Raw genomic sequence first — 17,384 nt, forward strand, 5'->3', positions numbered from 1 at the left:
CCGATGTTTCGGGTCAGTGATAGTGAAATCGGCGCCGACTAGCTTTGGACCGGAACCCAAGTCTACGATGCTTCGATAGGTGTCAAAGCTACCTCCGACTCCGGTCTGCCAGCGATAGCCTAAGTCAATCGAGCCGGTGAGCCAGTCTTCAGCCGGCGCAGGAGCAGCAGCGGGCACAGCAGGGGTTGCGGGAACAGTCGCGGGGGAGGGAACCGGGGGGACCGGCGTAGTTGGCGCGGGAGGTGTTTGCTGCGCAAACAACGGGACGGCAGTCGCAAGGATCAGCAGCGACTTCATTTAAGCAGGTTCCTGTCCACATAGCTTCCGTGAACCTTCTGATGACAGACCGAGCAGTTTTGATAAACCGGTGACAGAAGGTTATGGAAGGACGGCGGCGCCACACCCAATGCCGAGTTCGTGCTTACCGGAGACGGGAGATTGGCGTGACACTCCAGACATACGAAGCGCACTTCCTGACGGGTTAGCATTCGCGGGTTTGCCGATCCGTGCGGTTCGTGACACGTGCTGCAACTTTCAAAGCGAACCGGCGCATGCTCGAAGGTGTACGGTCCGCGAAGGTCGCCGTGGCAAGTGAAACACCCGGGTTCGTTGCCGGCGAACACTTGTCCCATAGCGGGGCGGATGCTGCCATGCGGGTTGTGGCAATCGACGCAGGACATCGCACCCTCCGGTAACTTGTGATGATTGGGTCTCTGGAACTCGGCCCACACCGCCAGATGGCAGCTCGCGCACTGCTCATTAATCGCCGCGGGCTTGCGGGCAACCAGACTATGGCCTCCATTGGCGTGAACCTTATGGCAGCTCGTGCACGACACCTGATCTTTCATGTGACTACTGAGCAGACGGCCGGCCTGTGTCGCTTGGTTTAGGTGACAGCTTAGGCAGACCTTATCGGCGGCCTCCGCGGGTATCTTGCCGGGGTTCCGGATGGTCGCAGCTGAAGGGTTATCTATATGCTTCTGCGCGGGACCGTGGCACGATTCGCAGGCAATCCCTTGAAAATCGTGCTTTTTGCTGGTCTCGATCGCCTCGTGCGGAGTCTTCTGAAACGCGTCGTAGATTTCCTGGTGGCAGGCTTGGCAAGTTTCCGAGCCAACATAGCCCGCCGGAAGTGCAGGTTGGGCAGCCACGTTAAACGCCGCCAAGACTAAGAGTCCAAAAGAGCGGCACAGATCAATGTTCCGCATGCACCTTGTTGACTGCACCCGCAACGGAGGAGCCCTCAAAGTGCGTACAGGCGCAACGTATCACGTTGGCGGGCGCGGGGCTTCCAGTTAGCTCGTTCAAGCTCAACGCCGGCCATTGCGGAGCAACAAATCCCAACTTTCCCCCAAGCCGCTGGTCTCCGGGAGTGCCTTGGTATCAGACAAAACCCGGGTCCGCTTAAGAAGCGTAACATTTGAAAGACGGGTGGGAAAACTCGCAAATTTACGAGGGCCAAAGCGGTCGCTAGGCATGATACTTTGAGCTTTTGGTCGATCGGTAGTTATTGCGTCTCCCGATAACTTGGCACAGCGGCGGGTCAATCCCCACCGAGGTGGAGGATATTCATGTGCCTGGCGGTTCCCGGCAGAGTTCTTAATGTAGAAGGTGCTGACCCCGCTTTCCGCAGCGGTCAGGTCGACTTCTGCGGAGTCCGTAGATTGGTCAGTTTGGCGTACACGCCGGAGGTGATTCCGGGAGACTTCGTGCTGGTCCACGTAGGCTTTGCGATTAGTAAGATTGACGAAATAGAAGCGGCACGCACCTATAAATTCCTGCTAGAACTCGGAGCCCTCGAAGAGGAAGGCCTTGCTCCCGACGCCCATCCGGAGGACACGTATGCTCGCGGTTGAAACGGAACAGGCATCATTAGCAGGAGCCCTCGGACGTCGAGGAATCACGCGACGCCAGTTGGTCAAATTCTGCAGCCTGATGCTGACTACTCTCGCGCTGCCGGATAAGTATCTGGCCGCGACCGTGGCTGCAGTCAGTAAGGCCAAGAAGCAGGTACTGGTATGGATGCAGTTTCAAGATTGCGCCGGATGTTCCGAGTCCATGCTGCGGTCGAGCCATCCGGAAATCGCCGACATTGTGCTTGATCTGTTCTCGTGGGAGTACCACGAACTCATCATGGCCGGGTCCGGCGCCGCCGCGAATGCCGTGCTGGACCGCGTTGTAACTCAAGAGAAGGGTAATTATATCGCCGTGGTCGAGGGTGGGATTCCGACGGCGGACGGAGGCGTATACTGCACCATCGGTGGCCGCTCCGCCTTGGATATCGCGAAGACAGTTTGCGGAAATGCGGCCGCCACCATAGCGGTTGGGGCGTGTGCGGCAGACGGGGGATTCATGCGCGCACACCCCAATCCGACGGGTGCCGTAGGTCTCGAGGAAGCAGTACCAGGCATCCGGTTAATCAATATGAACGGGTGCGCGCATAATCCCGTAAATACGGCTGCGGTCCTGGTACATTACCTGACTTTCCGCGATCTACCGGCGGTCGATCAACATAATCGTCCGCTGTTCGCTTACGGGCGCGTTATTCATGATCAGTGCGAGCGCCGCGCGCATTATGACGCGGGCCGTTTCGTTACCGAGTGGGGCGACGAGGGACATCGCAAAGGGTATTGCCTCTACAAGATGGGATGCAAAGGTCCCGCAGCTACCTTTAATTGCCCAACAGCACAATGGAACGACCACACAAGTTGGCCGATTCGTGCCGGCCACGGCTGCATTGCGTGTGCGTCGCCGCGTTTCTGGGATCACATGTCGCCCTTCTACGACCGCCTCCCCTCCGTGCCTGGTTTTGGGGTGGAAGTAACCGCCGGTGAACTAGGACTGGGATTAGTCGGCGCCGTCGTGGCCGGAGTTACCGTGCATGGTCTGATCACAATGATCCGGCCCGCGCCTCCCTATCCGGAGACAAAGGTTTAAGATGGCGCGGCTAGTGATCGACCCGGTAACGCGCATCGAGGGCCACCTTCGGATCGAGGCCCAGTTAGACGGGGGGAAAGTCTCGGACGCCTGGAGTTCTGGAACCATGTTTCGGGGAATGGAGATCATCCTCGAAGGGCGCGACCCGCGGGAAGCATGGATTTGGGCACAGCGGATCTGCGGCGTCTGCACGGTAGTGCATGCGCTGGCGAGCGTCCGGGCCGTCGAGAATGCGTTGGCGATTCCCATACCGGAAAATGCGCGGATCGTGCGCGATCTAATGGCCGGTGCGCAAATGGTGCAGGATCACGTAATTCATTTCTACCATTTGCACGCGCTGGATTGGGTGGATGTAGCGTCCGCGCTAAAGGCCGACCCAGCTAAGACGTCGGCCATCGCCCAATCCATTTCGGATTACGATAGGTCCAGCGCCACTTACTTCCGCGGTATTCAACAACGGGTCAAGGCCGTTGTGGACAGCGGACAGCTTAGCCTTTTCGCCAGCGGCTATTGGGGACATCCGGCTTATCTGTTGCCGCCCGAGGTCAACTTACTCGCGGTTGCGCATTACCTGGAAGCTCTAGAATGGCAGAAAGATTTTATCAGGATTCACGCATTGCTCGGGGGAAAGAATCCCCACCCGCAATCCTTCCTGGTGGGAGGGATGACGACGTCGCTCGACCCGAATGAGCCTTTCGCCGTGATCAATCCGATCGTGATCGATAAGCTTCAGGATCTGGTCAAGAGCGCGAAGAAATTCGTCGACCAGATCTACATTCCCGACGTCCTGGCGATCGCGCCTTATTACAAGGACTGGTTTTCGCGTGGGGAGGGCCTGGGCAACTTTCTTTCTTACGGCGATTATGCCTCGGACAACCTGGAAGACCCCAAGACCTTCCTCTTTCCGCGCGGCGTCGTGTTAAACCGCGATTTGAGTACTGTACATGCGGTGGAACCCGCCGGAATCAGTGAGTTCGTGACCCACTCCTGGTATGAATACTCGGGCGGAGACGAGAACGGCAAACATCCGTCAGTAGGCGAGACGAAGCCAAAGTATACAGGTCCGAAACCTCCGTACGATTTTCTGGAAGTGGACCGGAAGTATTCATGGTTGAAAGCGCCGCGTTACCAAGGTAAGGCAATGGAGGTCGGTCCCCTCGCGCGAGTGGTGGTGGGCTACGCGTCGGGACAACCAGACATACGTGCCGCTGTCGATGGTGTATTGACGAAATTAAATGCGACTCCGACGGTGCTTTATTCAACGCTGGGCCGGATCGCGGCACGCGCGATCGAAGCGCAGATCATGGCTCACCGGCTGCAAGGCTGGCTGGATCAATTGTCCTCGAATCTCGATCACGGAAACGTGACGGTTTTCAATCCGATCCGATGGGACCCGGCTACTTGGCCGAAGAGCGCCAGAGGCTTCGGCTGGCATGAAGCGCCGCGCGGCTCGCTTGGTCATTGGGTGGAGATCGAGGGCAAGTCGATAAAGAATTACCAGGCGGTAGTTCCTACGACCTGGAATGCGGGGCCGCGTGACACGCAGGGGAATCGCGGCGCTTACGAAGCTGCCTTAGCGGGAACGCCCGTCGCGGATCCGGCGCGCCCGCTAGAGATCCTACGCACCGTTCACTCATTTGATCCCTGTCTCGCCTGCGCGGTACACGTCATCGACGCCCAGGGCCGCAAGTATACGCTCCCCATGGTGAGATAATGCATCCCGCGTTAAATGAAGATCGACGGCACCCTGAAGTTCCGGTTGGTCAGTGCTCCGCGGTCTATGTGTGGCAATACCCGATCCGTTTGTTCCACTGGGCGTTGGTTTTCTCGATAGCCGTGTTGGCAGTCACCGGTTACTACATCCACGATCCCTTCATCATCGACCAGGTGAAGCGTCCCTACTTGATGGGATGGTTCCGCTTCGTTCATGAAAGCTTCGGGATGATTTTCATTGCTCTCTTTGTCATGCGCATTTGTCTGTTCTTTCGCTTCTCCGGCGGCGATCGCTGGGTGCGATGGGATCAATACATTCCGCTGCGGGGTGTGCAGTTTAGAGAAATGCTCAACGTGATGGAGTTCTATCTATTCATCCGGCGTACGCCCATTTCCAAGATCGGACATAACGGCATGGCTGCCCTTTCCTATGTGGCGGTCTACACTCTTATGCTAGTGGAGATCGTAACTGGATTGGTGATGTACGACTGGATCATGCAGTCCCCCGTGATTCACTTTTTGGTTGGATGGATTCCGCGCGTCGTCGACATCCAGAACATACGCCTGATTCATTTCTTCGCGATGTACCTGTTCGTCATATTCGGTATCTTTCACGTACACATAGCCATGTTGATATCGCGCGTGGAAAAACGCGGGCTGATGGATAGCATGTTCACCGGTTATAAAGTAATTCCAGTCACCGAACTTGACGAAGCGGAAAAGCAGGCTGAACTGAGCCGTAAATGACGCATCTGAACGGGACTCTGGTGCTGGGTATCGGTAACCTGTTGCGCTCGGATGACGGTCTGGGAGTACATGCGATCCAGAGTTTGCAGCACGACGCGCGCGTCACTGTGGGTGCCCATGCCGGTGTGATGCTTCTCGATGGCGGAACGCAGGGACTAAGTCTGATGGCGCACATCTCGGGCTTCACACGTCTGCTGGTGATTGACGCCGTGGATGTGGGCGAGGCCCCGGGTACATTGGTGCGCTTCGAAGGAACGGCTCTCGACGGCTTACCCGGCAAAGCGTCGGTTCATCAGCTAGGATTCGCCGATCTGATAATTGCGATGAAGCTATTGGGCGAGTCGCCAGCGGAAGTGGTTGTGTTAGGCGCGCAACCGCTGTCCACGGATTGGGGCGCAGAACTAACCCCGCGGCTCCAACAGGCGTTCCCGCTTCTACTGGATGTGGTACTTGAACAGCTAGAGACCTGGGCTAACTGACGAATAGGTCAGGAGACGATCCCGCACGTTACCGCATACCGGCTAAGCTCCGCGACGCTGTGAAGATTGAGCTCATCCATGATGCGGTATTTGTGGAACTCCACGGTGCGGGGCGATACATTTAGCCGGACAGCTATTTCTTTGACCTGATGCCCTTCGGCCAGCAACTGCAACACCTCGCGTTGGCGAATGGTTAACTTGTCTAACGGACTCCGCCAGCTATTAGAGCGCGCGGAGAGCCCTTTGTGCACGGCTTCCGTTAGAGAACTCGTAATGTAGGTATGGCCCTTCAGCGTCTCCCGGATCGCGGTGACGAGTTCCTCGGCGGCTGAATTCTTTAACACATAGCCGGAAGCTCCTGCGGTAAAGGCTTCGGTCGCGAAGATGACATCCGAATGCATGGTGAGGAAGATGATGATCACCTTGCGGTTGGTCTTACGTATCTGCCTCGCGGCTTCGATACCGTTCAGCAAAGGCATGGTGATGTCCACGATGATGACATCGGGCTGGAGTTCCTCGGCGGCCCGCAGCAGCGAGCGCCCGTCACTGACCACGCCGGCGATCTCGAACTCCGGTTGATCCAGAATGCGCCGCAGCCCCTCGACGACAATATCGTGGTCGTCACCCAGCAACAGCCGACTTCTTCTCATTGCCCTCCTTTCACTCCTCCCTTAACAACGACACAAAGACTTCCACCGTGGTCCCTCGCCCTGGTTGGGATCGAATCGTGTGATGGCCGTTCACCAATCTTACGCGCTCCTCCATACTAATCAACCCCAGGCCGCCCTTCGCTTTGGCTTCGCTTATCTGGAAGCCGTCCCCATTGTCCCGGATGCGAAGAGCAATGCCGTTGTTCTTGCCCGAAAGCGTCAATTTAACCTTGCTGGCATTGGCGTGCTTAGAGATATTCCGAAGACCCTCCTGCGCTAAGCGGTAGAGACACAAAGAAACATCTTCGGGTAGATCCTCTGGGACCCGCCTGGCTTGGAATCGGGCCGGAATCCCCTCTTGTGCCGTGAAGCCGGCGCACTGTTCGCGGATAGCTGTTTCCAGGCCAAGTTCAACCAGTACGGCGGGATGCAGCCTCCTGGATATCGCCTGGACTTCGCTTGCGAGGCCGTTGATGCGCGAGGTGAGAGCGCAAACCCGATCGGTAAGCGCGTCGTCGGGCGCGGATGAGTGCCAGAGGAGCGTTGAAACCTCCATGCTTAGCGCCGCGAGCTTCTGGCTGAGCCCGTCATGCAGTTCGCGGGAAAGGTCCCGATTGCCCGCTTCCTGAAGACTCAGAAGACGAGCTGTCAATGCCTGCAGTTCGTTCTTGTTCTGCAGAAGCATCGCCCCGCTTTCCTTACGTTCGGTGACATCGGAAATAAAACTGATCGCGAGTCTCCCCGCGCGCGTATCGAGATAGCTCAAGCCTACATCCACTGGAAACTCCGAACCGTCTTTGCGCAACCCGAACAGTTCCATACCAGCGCCCATGGAACGCATGCCCGGTTTGCGCCAGAAGTTTCCGAGGTGACCGGCGTGACGATGCTGGAAACGTTCCGGTATCAACATAGAGAGGGGATGGCCGATCAGCTCCTGCCGCCGGTAGCCGAACATAGTCTCGGACGCGGCGTTCACGAGCATGATCGCACCGTCGGCATTGACCGCTAAAATCGAAGCAGGGACGGTCTGCAGGAGGGTGTCGAGCGCAGTCTCGCTCTCGCGAGCTTGCAACTGAGCTTGTTCACGTTCGGTCACGTCGACTCCCGTGCAGATCACGTATTCGACTGTTCCGTCGTCCCGCGCTACAAAGCTGTTCGACCACGCGATCAATAGAGGGGGCCCCTTTTTGGTAAGCCAGTGGGTTTCCCCGTAGGTGGCTTGCCCTTTGCTCAAGTTTTCAATGCGACTCTTGACTTGGGCCCTTTCTTCCGGTACAGCGAGGGTATTCCAAAGTCTCGTGCCTTCGACCTCCTCCAGTGAAAAACCGGTGAGTTCCTGAGCAGCGCGATTGTACTGCAGAATACATCCTTCGCGATCCATAACGACCACCAATAGGTCCCTGGCGGCGTTCAGGACAGCGGTGATGAGGCGTTGTTCGCTAAGCGAATTTTCCCGGCTCAGCTTCAGATCGTGAACGTCCACGAATGTGATGAGGACTCCGTCGCTTTTCGATTCCGCCGTCATAAACGGAAGAATCCGGAGAGAGTACCATCGACCGTCGCTGGCCTGGACCTCGCGCCACACATCTTCCGAACCTTTGAGGACCTGCGAAATCGATTCATCCAAGCCTGGGAGATTAAGGCCGAGACTCATATGCGCGATGGGCCGCCCTACATCGCCGGGAAGCAGGTGCAGCAGTTTGGCAGCCTGTGGCGTAAAGCGCCGGATGCACAGGTTTCCTCCGAGAATCACGATCGGGATCTCGACGCCGCTAAGGATATTGTTCAACTCGTCGGTGAGGATGGCTAAATCCGAATTACGCTCCCGCAGCTGGTCGTTTAGAGTAATCAGTTGGTCATTATTCGATTGGATTTCTTCAGCGGCAGCCTCGAGCTCCTCGTAGAGGCGATGAGCCTCCTCCATACTGGATTGGGCCTCTTCGCTCGCCGCGGACAGACTTTCGCTGGTAGCCTCATAATTCCTAGCGACTGTATCGAAATAGTCGCGCTTGCGGGTGAGCTCTTGATTGAGGTCGAGTAGTTCCCGATTGATACGTCTCGGTTTGGTTGGGTCGCTAAGTTGCTTGAACAGGACCAGGAAGTATAGGCCGCCCACCGCCGTCGCTGGAAGAAGCCGGACTTCGATGTTGACCAGAAAGTCCCCGTTCCGCTTAATACGGATCGCTCGCTCCTGGGGAACCGTCCCAATACTCGCCGCGGCCGCGAGCGTTTCGTTGGTGGCTTCGCGCAGTGGCGGGATCAGTTCCTCCCGAATCGTATCTAGTAGGTGAAGCCTGGCTTCTCCAGGCGAAACCCCGGCCGAAACCCCGCCCGAAACCCGGAGATACGGGTCCGTATCTCCACGAAAGTGAACGATTTCAAGATTGCTGTCGACCACGAGTCCGGCATAACGCGCACGTTCCCAAAGGATGCGGTCAACTTCCCTTTCTAAGTCACCGCCGGCTGTCTCCGCATCGCGAATAGCCTGCGCGTTTCGATTCCCGGGTTTTTGAGAGTCTCGCTTCATCGCCAACGCGCTAGCACCAGGACCACCCTCTCCCGGTGAATTGCTTTTCGCGCCAAAACAACGGCAAGCCGTAAACAAGAAGTTTTCCGAGTGGTATGTCCTCCCATTATGCGATGAAATCAAATGAAATACTGAATCAATCTGAACTCCCATGAAACGACTCGCTCGCCCGGTAAGGATCGCGCTGTTCGCGGCGGTCGTCGCGTTGTGCCTCACAGGCCAGACCCGGCGGTATCACTACGGTCCGCGCGACAAGGGGTTCTATCTCGATCAAGCCACCCTTGACTTCGTCAGCCCTGGCTTGGTAATCACCATCAACTCGGCCCAGATCAGCAGTGCCGGAGCGATTACCGTGACGTACAGCTTGGCCGATCCCAACGGGCTGCCCCTGGATGCTACCGGTGCAACCACTCCCGGCGTCATTTCGTTGGCTTATGTGGCATCTTACATCCCCAACGGCCAGGAACAATATGTTGCCTACACAACCTCGTCGGTGACCGGCGCTGTTCTGGGTACCATCACCCGCCCGGATTTCGAGTTAGGCAGCCCGGCCACACAGGTGGCTCCGGGGCAATATACTTACACGTTTCAAGCTGTGGCCCCGGCGGGATTCGACCCCACGGTTACCACCACTGTCGCGGTTGATGGCAACCGCGATCTTACTCCATTCAACTTGCCAATAAGTTATGCCGGTACAACGTTTAACTTCGTCCCGAATGGCGGGGTAGTTACCGTAACCCGTGACGTCATACGCACCGCGAGTTGCAATACCTGCCACGACCAGTTGGCCTTTCACGGCGGTTACGCCAACGGGATGGAAATGTGCGTCCTGTGCCACCAGCCCCAGAACGCCGATCCGGTAACCGGTAATTCGCTGGATTTGAAGGTTATGGCGCATGCGATCCACATGGGCTCGCAGTTGCCGAGTGTCGTCGGCACGGCTACAACACCCGGCGTCCCTTACCAAATCGCCGGCTATATGGGCTCTCTCACCGACTTTTCTACGGTGATCGATCCGGCCAACCCGCAGCGTTGCGGAGTTTGCCATAGCCAGACGACCGGCGCCGCGCAGGCCACTGCATTCCTGACGGAACCCACGCGAGCGGCTTGCGGGGCCTGCCACAATAACGTAAATTTCGCGACGGGGGCCAATCATCCCGGTGGATTCCAAACGGACGATACGCAGTGCGCCGACTGTCATATTCCGCAAGGCGAGACACCCTTCGATGCGTCCATTCTGGGCGCCCATGTAGTTCCCGGTGACACGCCGGCTGCTTACCCGTTAAATCCGGATACTCTCATCTCGAGCGTCGTGGTTAATATCACGGGCGTGACCAACACGAATGCCGGTCAGAATCCAACGGTCGCCTTCACACTTAACGACATTAACGGCAACCCTCTGGCACTCTCCGCTCTCTCGGCCCTGCAATTTACCATGGCCGGTCCGACCACAGACTACGGTTACACCAGTTTCGGCAGCGATGTTACAACCCCGGGATATGTGGGCGAGGATGGCACTCAGGGAACGTGTGACGGAAGTGGCAATTGTACTTACACCTTCATGCATGCGATCCCGGCCGGGGCAACGGGAAGTTATGCGATTGGCGCCGAAGCCGTTCGGCAGGAAAACGTTCTACCGAACACCAACGCAGCCCAGACAGTTGAAACCGGATCACCGAATCCCGTTGTCTACTTCTCCGTCGATGGCTCCGCGGTTGCACCCCGCCGCACCGTAGTCGGGGAGAGCAATTGTAACCAATGCCATGTGGACCTCGTTTTGCACGGGAACCGGCGAAACAATCCGCAATACTGCGTGATGTGCCATAACCCGTCCGATACTGACTTCTCGGAGATCCCGGCCGGAGTGACGCCGCAGACCATCAACATGGCGGTCATGGTCCACCGCATTCACGACGGTGTCAATGTTGTGCCCGCCGGCGGCAGTCCTTACATCATCTACGGCTATGGCGGGAGTATAAACAACTTCTCGGGCATTCTCTACCCGGCAATGAGTACCGCGGGAGACGCCCCCTATCTTCAAAATTGCTCCTTGTGCCACACTAACGGCAGCGAGCAGAACCTTCCGGTCGGGTTGAACGCCGTCGTCGATCCTCAAGGCTGGATTAATCCGATACAGCCCACCTCATCGGCTTGCAGCGGATGTCACGTATCGAAGGCCGAGTCATCCCACTTCCTTGCGAATACCAACTCCCTGGGAGAGAGCTGCACGGTATGCCACGCCGCTGGGGCGGAATTTGCGGTTGACGCGGTCCACGCGCAATAATGGCCTCTAAGATTAGCCCTTCGTCTACCATAGTCGGATGCGCGGTCGAAACCTCCTGGTCCTCCTGCTGGTTGTTCCCCTATCCGCCCAGAATAAGCATTCTCCTTGTGCAAACTGCGCCGCTTGGAACGAACCGCAGCAGCCGTTCAGGATCTATGGCAATACTTACTTCGTCGGCACTCACGGCCTAAGCTCCGTCTTAATCACCTCCGCGACCGGGCACATCCTTATTGACGGTGCGTTGCCCGAGTCAGCGAACTTAATCGCGGCCAATATTCGCGCGCTGGGATTTCGGATCAAAGATATCAAGCTGATCCTAAACTCTCACGCGCATTTCGACCACGCCGGCGGCATCGCCGAATTGCAGAGACTTAGCGGAGCCCTTGTTGCTGTTAGTCCCTGGACCGCGGAAGTCATGAACAAGGGCGCGGTGCTCCCGGATGATCCCCAGTTTGGCACCATCGATCCTATCGCCAAGGTTGCGCGCGTGCAGATTCTCAAAGATGGAGAGACGCTGCACGCGGGCGCGGTCGAAGTAACCGCGCATTTCACACCCGGTCACACCCCCGGTGGCACAAGTTTCTCGTGGCGATCCTGCGAGAACGGCCGCTGCCTTAACCTGATTTATGCAGATAGCTTGAGCCCCGTGTCAGCCGGAAGCTTCCTGTTTAGTCGCCGCAAAGACTACCCTCATAACGAGGACTTCGAGCGAAGCTTCGCGTTTCTCGAGAGTACGCCCTGCGACATCCTCATCACCCCGCACCCAGGAGCTTCTGAACTCTGGGAGCGCCTGGCGCAACGCAACTCCAAACCGGACGCGTTGATCGACCCGACAGCTTGCCGCGTTCTGGCGGAAGCGTCACGGAAGCAGCTACACGAACGTCTCGCGAAAGAACCCGTCAAATGATTAATATCCACGCCGGAGCATGATCGCTAGCGTTCTCTTCGCCGCGTACCCACCGGTCCACGCCGCCGCCCGCCAGGCGTTGCGCCAGGTCTGGTGAAAGCAGGAAGTGATCGAGTCGCATGCCCTTGTCGTCACGCCATCGATTGCGCTCGTAGTCCCAGAATGTCCAAAGCGGGCCGTCCGGATGCAGCTTCCGCAGAGCGTCGGTCCAGCCTTGCTCGATCAATCGCGCAAACGCCCGGCGGCTCTCCGGTTGGATCAACGCGTTTCTGTCTAAAGATCGCGTCGGATAGATATCGTCTACCGTCGGCACGACGTTGTAATCCCCGGCCAAAGCGACCGGCGCGCCTGAAGCTAATAAGTCGGAAGCGTGAGTAATCAAGCGTTCGAACCATGCCAGCTTGTAAGTGAACTTCGGACCAGGCTGCGGGTTTCCATTCGGCAGATAGATTGACGTGATCAGCACGCCATTGACCGCGGCTTCGATGTACCGGGATTGATTGTCATCCGGATTGCCGGGTAGCCTCGATCGGGTCACCACGGGAACTGAGCCGCGCGCGAGAATCGCCACGCCGTTCCAGGAACGCTCACCTTGCCAGACCGCCTCATAACCAACGGATCGAAGCGTCTGAGCGGGGAACGCGCCTTGCTCCGCCTTGAGTTCCTGGAGGCAAACCACATCGGGCTCGGCTTTGATAAGCCAGGCAACAAGGTTATCCAGGCGCTTGTTGATGTTATTGATGTTGAACGTGGCGATTTTCAAGATTAGACCCTGTGTACACGACTATAGGCTGGAGACAACCTCGGTTTGATCGCGTTCGATTACAATAAACGGCAGCCCCGATCGAATCGGCGGGCGAGGAGAGTCATGCGATTTCTGTTGTTCACGCTGATCGGCGGGGTTTCCCTTGCTGTCGCAGCGCCAGTGCAGGTAGGAGAGTTGGTCAAGCCGCCGGCAGATGCCCAACAATTCACCATCATGTCTACGGCGGGGCTACATGGTTCTTCAGCCCGCTGGACCTCCTCGGATGGCACCCGTTTTGGCCGCGAGAGCCTTCTTCTGCGAGGGCAGGTTTTCGAAACTGACAGCAGCGCTCGCTTCGCGCCGGACGGCACGCTGCAACACCTCTTGATCCGAGGCTTTACTCCATCTGGCGATGCGGCGGAGACCTTCGACATAACCGACGGCGTCGCCCACTGGAAGAGCCCTGTCGACGCCGGAACTGCAACGTATTCTCGACCGGCAATGTACAGCGCTTTCGGCGGCCCGATAGATCTCGCTGCGACTTTAATCGAGGCGCTTATCGCGGCGCCTAACCAATCTCTAGCGATGCTCCCCGGAGGGGAAGTCAAAGCGGCGCAGCTCACCACCCTAGTTGTCGGCGCGGGTGCATCTAAGACGACCATCCGCGCCTATGCGATCACAGGCTTTTCAAACACGCCCATACCCGTCTGGGTAGACGCCAAAGGAAAGTTCTTCGCCCTGGATGCGGGTCTTACATGGATTCGCAAAGGATACGAAGCCTCCCAGCCGGAACTGGACAAGGCTCAGGACGAAGCCCTTGCCAGGCGTTCGCCCGCGCTTTTGAAGCAATTGCTGCAAGACCCATCCGGACCGGTAGCTTTCACCCACGTACGAACCTTCGTGGATGGAACCCGCTTTGTCGAAGATCAAACCATAATCGTCGATCGTGGATTGATTACGCAGGTCGGGCCCTCTTCCCAAATTGTGCCTGCCGGCAACGCCCGAATCGTGGACGGCACAGGCAAGACGCTGGTACCGGGGCTTTGGGACGCACACCAGCATGTAGCCGACGACGCGAGTGGTCCCATGCTCCTTTCGCTGGGAATCACTTCGGTGCGCGATCCAGGCAATAACAACGCGCTAACTCTGGCCCGCGCCGAACGTAGAGCCAAGGGCGAACTCCTCATGCCCATGGTCTATCCTTCGCTGTTGCTGGATGGGAAGGGACCCAACACGGCCCAGGTCGGGAGTGTTGCTACTTCGCAGGATGAGGCCATAGCGATTGTCCGCAAAGCCAAAGCCGATGGATTTGTAGCGATCAAGTTCTACGGGACTTTCAATCCAGCTTGGGTTAGTGCTACGGCGGCGGAGGCCCATCGGCTCGGGCTCCATGTGCATGGGCACATTCCAGCCGGCATGCGAACGATGGATGCGATCAATGACGGCTATGACGAGATCACTCACATCTACTTTGTCATGATGCAGGCCATGCCGGATGACGTTGTAGCTAAGTCCAACGGGACGGAACGCTGGGCAGGTCCGGGGCGCTACGCCAAGGACGTTGATTTGAATGCCGAGCCGATGGCCTCCCTGATTGCGACGATGAGTCAGCGTAAGATTACGTCGGACCCGACCCTGGTGGTCGTCGAGAGTCTTCTCGTCCCGGAAAACGGAGACCTCTCGGCGGCCTATGTCCCTTACCTCGGAACACTTCCACCCGCGGTCGAGCGAGGATTCCGGCAAGGCGGGTTTGCTGTACCGCCGGGCGTGACTAGAGCGGACTATCGCGCCAGTTTCGCCAAGCTTTGTGCGCTGGTCGAGGCCATGCATAAAGCCGGCGTTCCGATCGTAGCCGGCACGGACGGTTCGGGGATGGAGATCGTGCGCGAGTTGGAGTTGTACGTCGCCGCGGGCTTTACGCCGGCAGAGGCTCTGGCCAGTGCGACCAACGCCACGGCTCGCCTCGTTGGCGCGGATAGTAAGACCGGATCCATTACGGTCGGCAAGGCCGCTGACTTGGTCCTGGTAGAAGGCGATCCCTCGAAACACATTGGCGACCTCCGGAACACGCGCATCGTTATGATGGGCGGCAAGATCATGGATGCCGACGCCCTCCGGACTGCGAGCGGTTTCGCGGGCCGGCCAAAAACCATGCGCTGATCTCGCGTTGCGAGCGGTAGGGCCCCCAAGTCTGGGTACATCTCGAACCCCTAAGGATCCTTCACCGGTTTTGACTTCGCGAACCGCATTCGAACGGAAGCACCGCTTGTTAGCAGCCGAAGCGCGATCGAGGCATTCCAAGCGTAGTTAGCCCACCTTCGCCGCTTCCGCCTTCTCAACCTTCGGCAGCTTGAAGGACCCCACAACGGCAATTCCCGCCAGCATCGCGGCGCTTCCAAAATAGAGCTTCGGAATCCCCACCATCTCCGCCACCGGACCCGCCACGAACATCGCGATCACCTGCGCCCCCGCCACCAGCGACATCAGGCAGCTCATCACCCGTCCCAATAGTTCGTGCGGTGTCTCATGCTGGATCAGCGTCGTCGCCGTGATGAAAATCGCGGACGCGCCCAAGCCCAGCCCGAGCATTCCTGCCGCGGCCGATCCCATCGTGCCGAAAGCCGCCGTGGTCAATACCGCCGCGCCCATGACGCCCAGACCGTACACCACCAGGTTCTGTTGCGGAATGCGCCGGGCAAAGCGCGTAAGCATCTGCGTCCCGACAATCATGCCGACGCCGATCAGCGTATTCAGGACACCGAACACCGCGGCGGTCGAGTGCAGCACGTCGCGCACGTAGATCGAAAGCAGCGCGCCGAAGCAGCGCATCGCGAACATCCCCGCCGTCATCGAGAGAATCACGAACGAGATCGTCGAGTGCTTGAAGATGAAGCCAAATCCCTGCCGCATCGAATCGAGCACCGCGGTCGGCTCCGTGCGCAGCGGCGGCCGGTTGATCGTCAGCGTCATCACCAGCGCCGCCGAGAAGAAGAAACTGAAGCTGTCGTAGAGGAAACAGGAGTTCGCGCCCGCAAGCTGCACCAGCTCTCCGGCGACGCTCGGAGCCACGATCAACGACCCTTGCTGCGCCTGCGACATCAATCCGTTCACTGCCATGAGGCCCGCCATCGGAACCAGCGTGCGCACTGCCACCGATTGCGCCGGAACGAAGAACGCTGAGACCACGCTCATCGTGAACAGGATTGCGTAAATCACATAGAGTTGGTGCACGAATACCAACGCCAGCACCAGCACGCCGCGGATCAGATCGCTCGCGATCATCGTTCGCTTCAAATGCCAGCGGTCGACGAAGACGCCTGCCAGCGGGCTGACGATCGCCAGTGGCGCCATAAACGATACCAGCACCATCGCCACCTCGGTCGCCGTACCGTGCAGCTTGAACGTCACCACCGCAATAATCGCGAACACCGCCAGAAAGTCCCCGAACACGCTGACAATTTGCGCGATCCAGAGGCGTCGCACCGGACGAAGCCGCAACACGTCACTAAAGGTTAGGGGTGTCCCCATCGCTCTTCCTCACCTAGGCTAACTGAATCGGACCGGGAAATCGAATGTTTTGCGCCGCCAAACACGGACTCTATCTCGCTCGTTATCAACGCGTTAGACTTATAGTTAGGCAAACTGCTATTCTTGAATTGACGATAGTAGCTTGCCGCCCTGGCTCGATAGGTCACCCCTTCTTGCAGCGAAAGGAGTTCCCAACCCCTTGCTACCAACACCTAGCGACTCCACAGATTCCCTGGACATGCCGGCGTTCCGGCCCGAAATGGCTTTTCCTGTCCTGACCGACGAAATGATCGAGTGTATCCGCTTCTACGCCGAAGAAATCTCGGAACCGGCCGGAACGCGGATCTTCTCTCGCGGCCAACATGACATCGCCATGTTCGTCGTTCTGGAAGGTAACATCAACGTCTACGCGGGTCAGGAGAACGGCGACATCACCACCGTGTCGGACGTGGGTCCACACCAGTTCACGGGCGAGCTCAACATGCTGAACGCCCAGCGCGCCCTGGTCAGTGCCCGCACCACGGTCGATAGTGTCCTGCTGCGCGTCACGCGCGAGAATCTGCAGCGCATGATGCGCGCTGAAGGTGAGATCGCGAACCTGATCATGCAGGCGTTTATCTGGCGCCGCATCGGTCTAGCTTCCCAACCTAGAGCCGGCGTGCTTCTGATTGGACCTGAGGGCGATGCTGAAACACTGAAGCTGCGGCGATTTCTGCGGCGCAATGGCTATCCGCATCGGGTGGTCACGGAACAAGCCCACGAAAGCTCAATGGGGGACGCAACGGTTGCCGCCGCGGCGGACTCCTGGCCGGCGGTTGCTTTCGACGATGGGAGCATCATGCATCGCCCTACCATTGCACAGCTAGC

The 17,384-nt window shown here is 58.1% G+C and carries 15 protein-coding genes; 9 read left to right on the forward strand and 6 right to left on the reverse strand.

Translation table 11 applies throughout. The features are described from left to right. A partial coding sequence (locus tag H1Y01_RS05355) for a hypothetical protein (RefSeq protein ID WP_180539253.1) occupies positions 1–297 on the reverse strand: 297 nt, incomplete at its 3' end. Then, positions 294–1,208 (reverse strand): DmsE family decaheme c-type cytochrome, encoded by a 915-nt coding sequence (locus H1Y01_RS05360; RefSeq protein ID WP_180539255.1) that lies wholly within the window; start codon positions 1,206–1,208, stop codon positions 294–296. The genes H1Y01_RS05355 and H1Y01_RS05360, both read right to left, overlap by 4 nt. Before the next feature lie 363 nt (positions 1,209–1,571). Here H1Y01_RS05360 and H1Y01_RS05365 point away from each other — a divergent pair, with 363 nt between their 5' ends. From H1Y01_RS05365 to H1Y01_RS05385, 5 genes are read left to right on the forward strand one after another with little or no spacing between them, the layout of a single operon-like run. Further along, on the forward strand, positions 1,572–1,856 hold the full coding sequence (locus tag H1Y01_RS05365) for a HypC/HybG/HupF family hydrogenase formation chaperone (protein ID WP_180539256.1): 285 nt from the start codon (positions 1,572–1,574) through the stop codon (positions 1,854–1,856). Continuing rightward, entirely contained in the window at positions 1,843–2,937 is a 1,095-nt protein-coding gene (locus tag H1Y01_RS05370; RefSeq protein ID WP_180539258.1) for a hydrogenase small subunit, read from the forward strand. Before H1Y01_RS05365 ends, H1Y01_RS05370 begins: the two co-directional genes overlap by 14 nt. 1 nt (position 2,938) lies before the next feature. Continuing rightward, positions 2,939–4,651, forward strand: coding sequence for a nickel-dependent hydrogenase large subunit (locus H1Y01_RS05375; protein ID WP_180539259.1), 1,713 nt, complete (start codon positions 2,939–2,941; stop codon positions 4,649–4,651). Further along, entirely contained in the window at positions 4,651–5,397 is a 747-nt protein-coding gene (cybH, locus tag H1Y01_RS05380; protein WP_180539260.1) for a Ni/Fe-hydrogenase, b-type cytochrome subunit, read from the forward strand. Before H1Y01_RS05375 ends, cybH begins: the two co-directional genes overlap by 1 nt. Next, on the forward strand, positions 5,394–5,876 hold the full coding sequence (locus H1Y01_RS05385; RefSeq protein ID WP_180539261.1) for a HyaD/HybD family hydrogenase maturation endopeptidase: 483 nt from the start codon (positions 5,394–5,396) through the stop codon (positions 5,874–5,876). The genes cybH and H1Y01_RS05385 overlap by 4 nt, the downstream gene beginning before the upstream one ends. Positions 5,877–5,884: 8 nt before the next feature. Here H1Y01_RS05385 and H1Y01_RS05390 read toward each other — a convergent pair whose 3' ends face one another. Together H1Y01_RS05390 and H1Y01_RS05395 are read right to left on the reverse strand one after the other, a co-directional pair. Beyond that, on the reverse strand, positions 5,885–6,526 hold the full coding sequence (locus tag H1Y01_RS05390; RefSeq protein ID WP_180539262.1) for a response regulator: 642 nt from the start codon (positions 6,524–6,526) through the stop codon (positions 5,885–5,887). Between the two features lie 10 nt (positions 6,527–6,536). Beyond that, positions 6,537–9,053, reverse strand: coding sequence for a PAS domain S-box protein (locus H1Y01_RS05395; protein WP_180539263.1), 2,517 nt, complete (start codon positions 9,051–9,053; stop codon positions 6,537–6,539). Between the two features lie 151 nt (positions 9,054–9,204). On the opposite strand from H1Y01_RS05395, the gene H1Y01_RS05400 reads away from it, so the two are divergent. After that, entirely contained in the window at positions 9,205–11,337 is a 2,133-nt protein-coding gene (locus H1Y01_RS05400) for an OmcA/MtrC family decaheme c-type cytochrome (RefSeq protein WP_180539264.1), read from the forward strand. A 37-nt stretch (positions 11,338–11,374) separates the two neighbouring features. Continuing rightward, entirely contained in the window at positions 11,375–12,244 is an 870-nt protein-coding gene (gene bla / locus H1Y01_RS05405; protein WP_180539265.1) for a subclass B3 metallo-beta-lactamase, read from the forward strand. Here bla and H1Y01_RS05410 read toward each other — a convergent pair. Continuing rightward, a complete protein-coding gene (locus H1Y01_RS05410) occupies positions 12,237–13,007 on the reverse strand; it encodes an exodeoxyribonuclease III (protein ID WP_180539266.1) in 771 nt (256 codons plus the stop codon). The genes bla and H1Y01_RS05410 overlap by 8 nt on opposite strands. A gap of 105 nt (positions 13,008–13,112) precedes the next feature. Here H1Y01_RS05410 and H1Y01_RS05415 point away from each other — a divergent pair, with 105 nt between their 5' ends. Next, positions 13,113–15,149 (forward strand): amidohydrolase family protein, encoded by a 2,037-nt coding sequence (locus H1Y01_RS05415; RefSeq protein ID WP_180539268.1) that lies wholly within the window; start codon positions 13,113–13,115, stop codon positions 15,147–15,149. Between the two features lie 147 nt (positions 15,150–15,296). Here H1Y01_RS05415 and H1Y01_RS05420 read toward each other — a convergent pair whose 3' ends face one another. After that, positions 15,297–16,517 carry an MFS transporter gene (locus H1Y01_RS05420; RefSeq protein WP_180539270.1) on the reverse strand — a complete coding sequence of 407 codons (1,221 nt, stop codon included), beginning with the start codon at positions 16,515–16,517 and terminating at the stop codon, positions 15,297–15,299. 238 nt (positions 16,518–16,755) lie between these two features. Here H1Y01_RS05420 and H1Y01_RS05425 point away from each other — a divergent pair. Beyond that, a partial coding sequence (locus H1Y01_RS05425) for a Crp/Fnr family transcriptional regulator (RefSeq protein WP_180539272.1) occupies positions 16,756–17,384 on the forward strand: 629 nt, incomplete at its 3' end.

This window comes from Nevskia soli (assembly GCF_903970205.1).
Classification (GTDB): Bacteria; Acidobacteriota; Terriglobia; order Bryobacterales; family Bryobacteraceae; genus Bog-113.

What these genes read in the sequence shown, in the direction of transcription:
- H1Y01_RS05360 (WP_180539255.1), bottom strand. Translation starts at nt 1,208, where the DNA reads ATGCGGAACATTGATCTGTGCCGCTCTTTTGGACTCTTAGTCTTGGCG.
- H1Y01_RS05365 (WP_180539256.1), top strand. Translation starts at nt 1,572, where the DNA reads ATGTGCCTGGCGGTTCCCGGCAGAGTTCTTAATGTAGAAGGTGCTGAC.
- H1Y01_RS05370 (WP_180539258.1), top strand. Translation starts at nt 1,843, where the DNA reads ATGCTCGCGGTTGAAACGGAACAGGCATCATTAGCAGGAGCCCTCGGA.
- H1Y01_RS05375 (WP_180539259.1), top strand. Translation starts at nt 2,939, where the DNA reads ATGGCGCGGCTAGTGATCGACCCGGTAACGCGCATCGAGGGCCACCTT.
- cybH (WP_180539260.1), top strand. Translation starts at nt 4,651, where the DNA reads ATGCATCCCGCGTTAAATGAAGATCGACGGCACCCTGAAGTTCCGGTT.
- H1Y01_RS05385 (WP_180539261.1), top strand. Translation starts at nt 5,394, where the DNA reads ATGACGCATCTGAACGGGACTCTGGTGCTGGGTATCGGTAACCTGTTG.
- H1Y01_RS05390 (WP_180539262.1), bottom strand. Translation starts at nt 6,526, where the DNA reads ATGAGAAGAAGTCGGCTGTTGCTGGGTGACGACCACGATATTGTCGTC.
- H1Y01_RS05395 (WP_180539263.1), bottom strand. Translation starts at nt 9,053, where the DNA reads ATGAAGCGAGACTCTCAAAAACCCGGGAATCGAAACGCGCAGGCTATT.
- H1Y01_RS05400 (WP_180539264.1), top strand. Translation starts at nt 9,205, where the DNA reads ATGAAACGACTCGCTCGCCCGGTAAGGATCGCGCTGTTCGCGGCGGTC.
- bla (WP_180539265.1), top strand. Translation starts at nt 11,375, where the DNA reads ATGCGCGGTCGAAACCTCCTGGTCCTCCTGCTGGTTGTTCCCCTATCC.
- H1Y01_RS05415 (WP_180539268.1), top strand. Translation starts at nt 13,113, where the DNA reads ATGCGATTTCTGTTGTTCACGCTGATCGGCGGGGTTTCCCTTGCTGTC.
- H1Y01_RS05420 (WP_180539270.1), bottom strand. Translation starts at nt 16,517, where the DNA reads ATGGGGACACCCCTAACCTTTAGTGACGTGTTGCGGCTTCGTCCGGTG.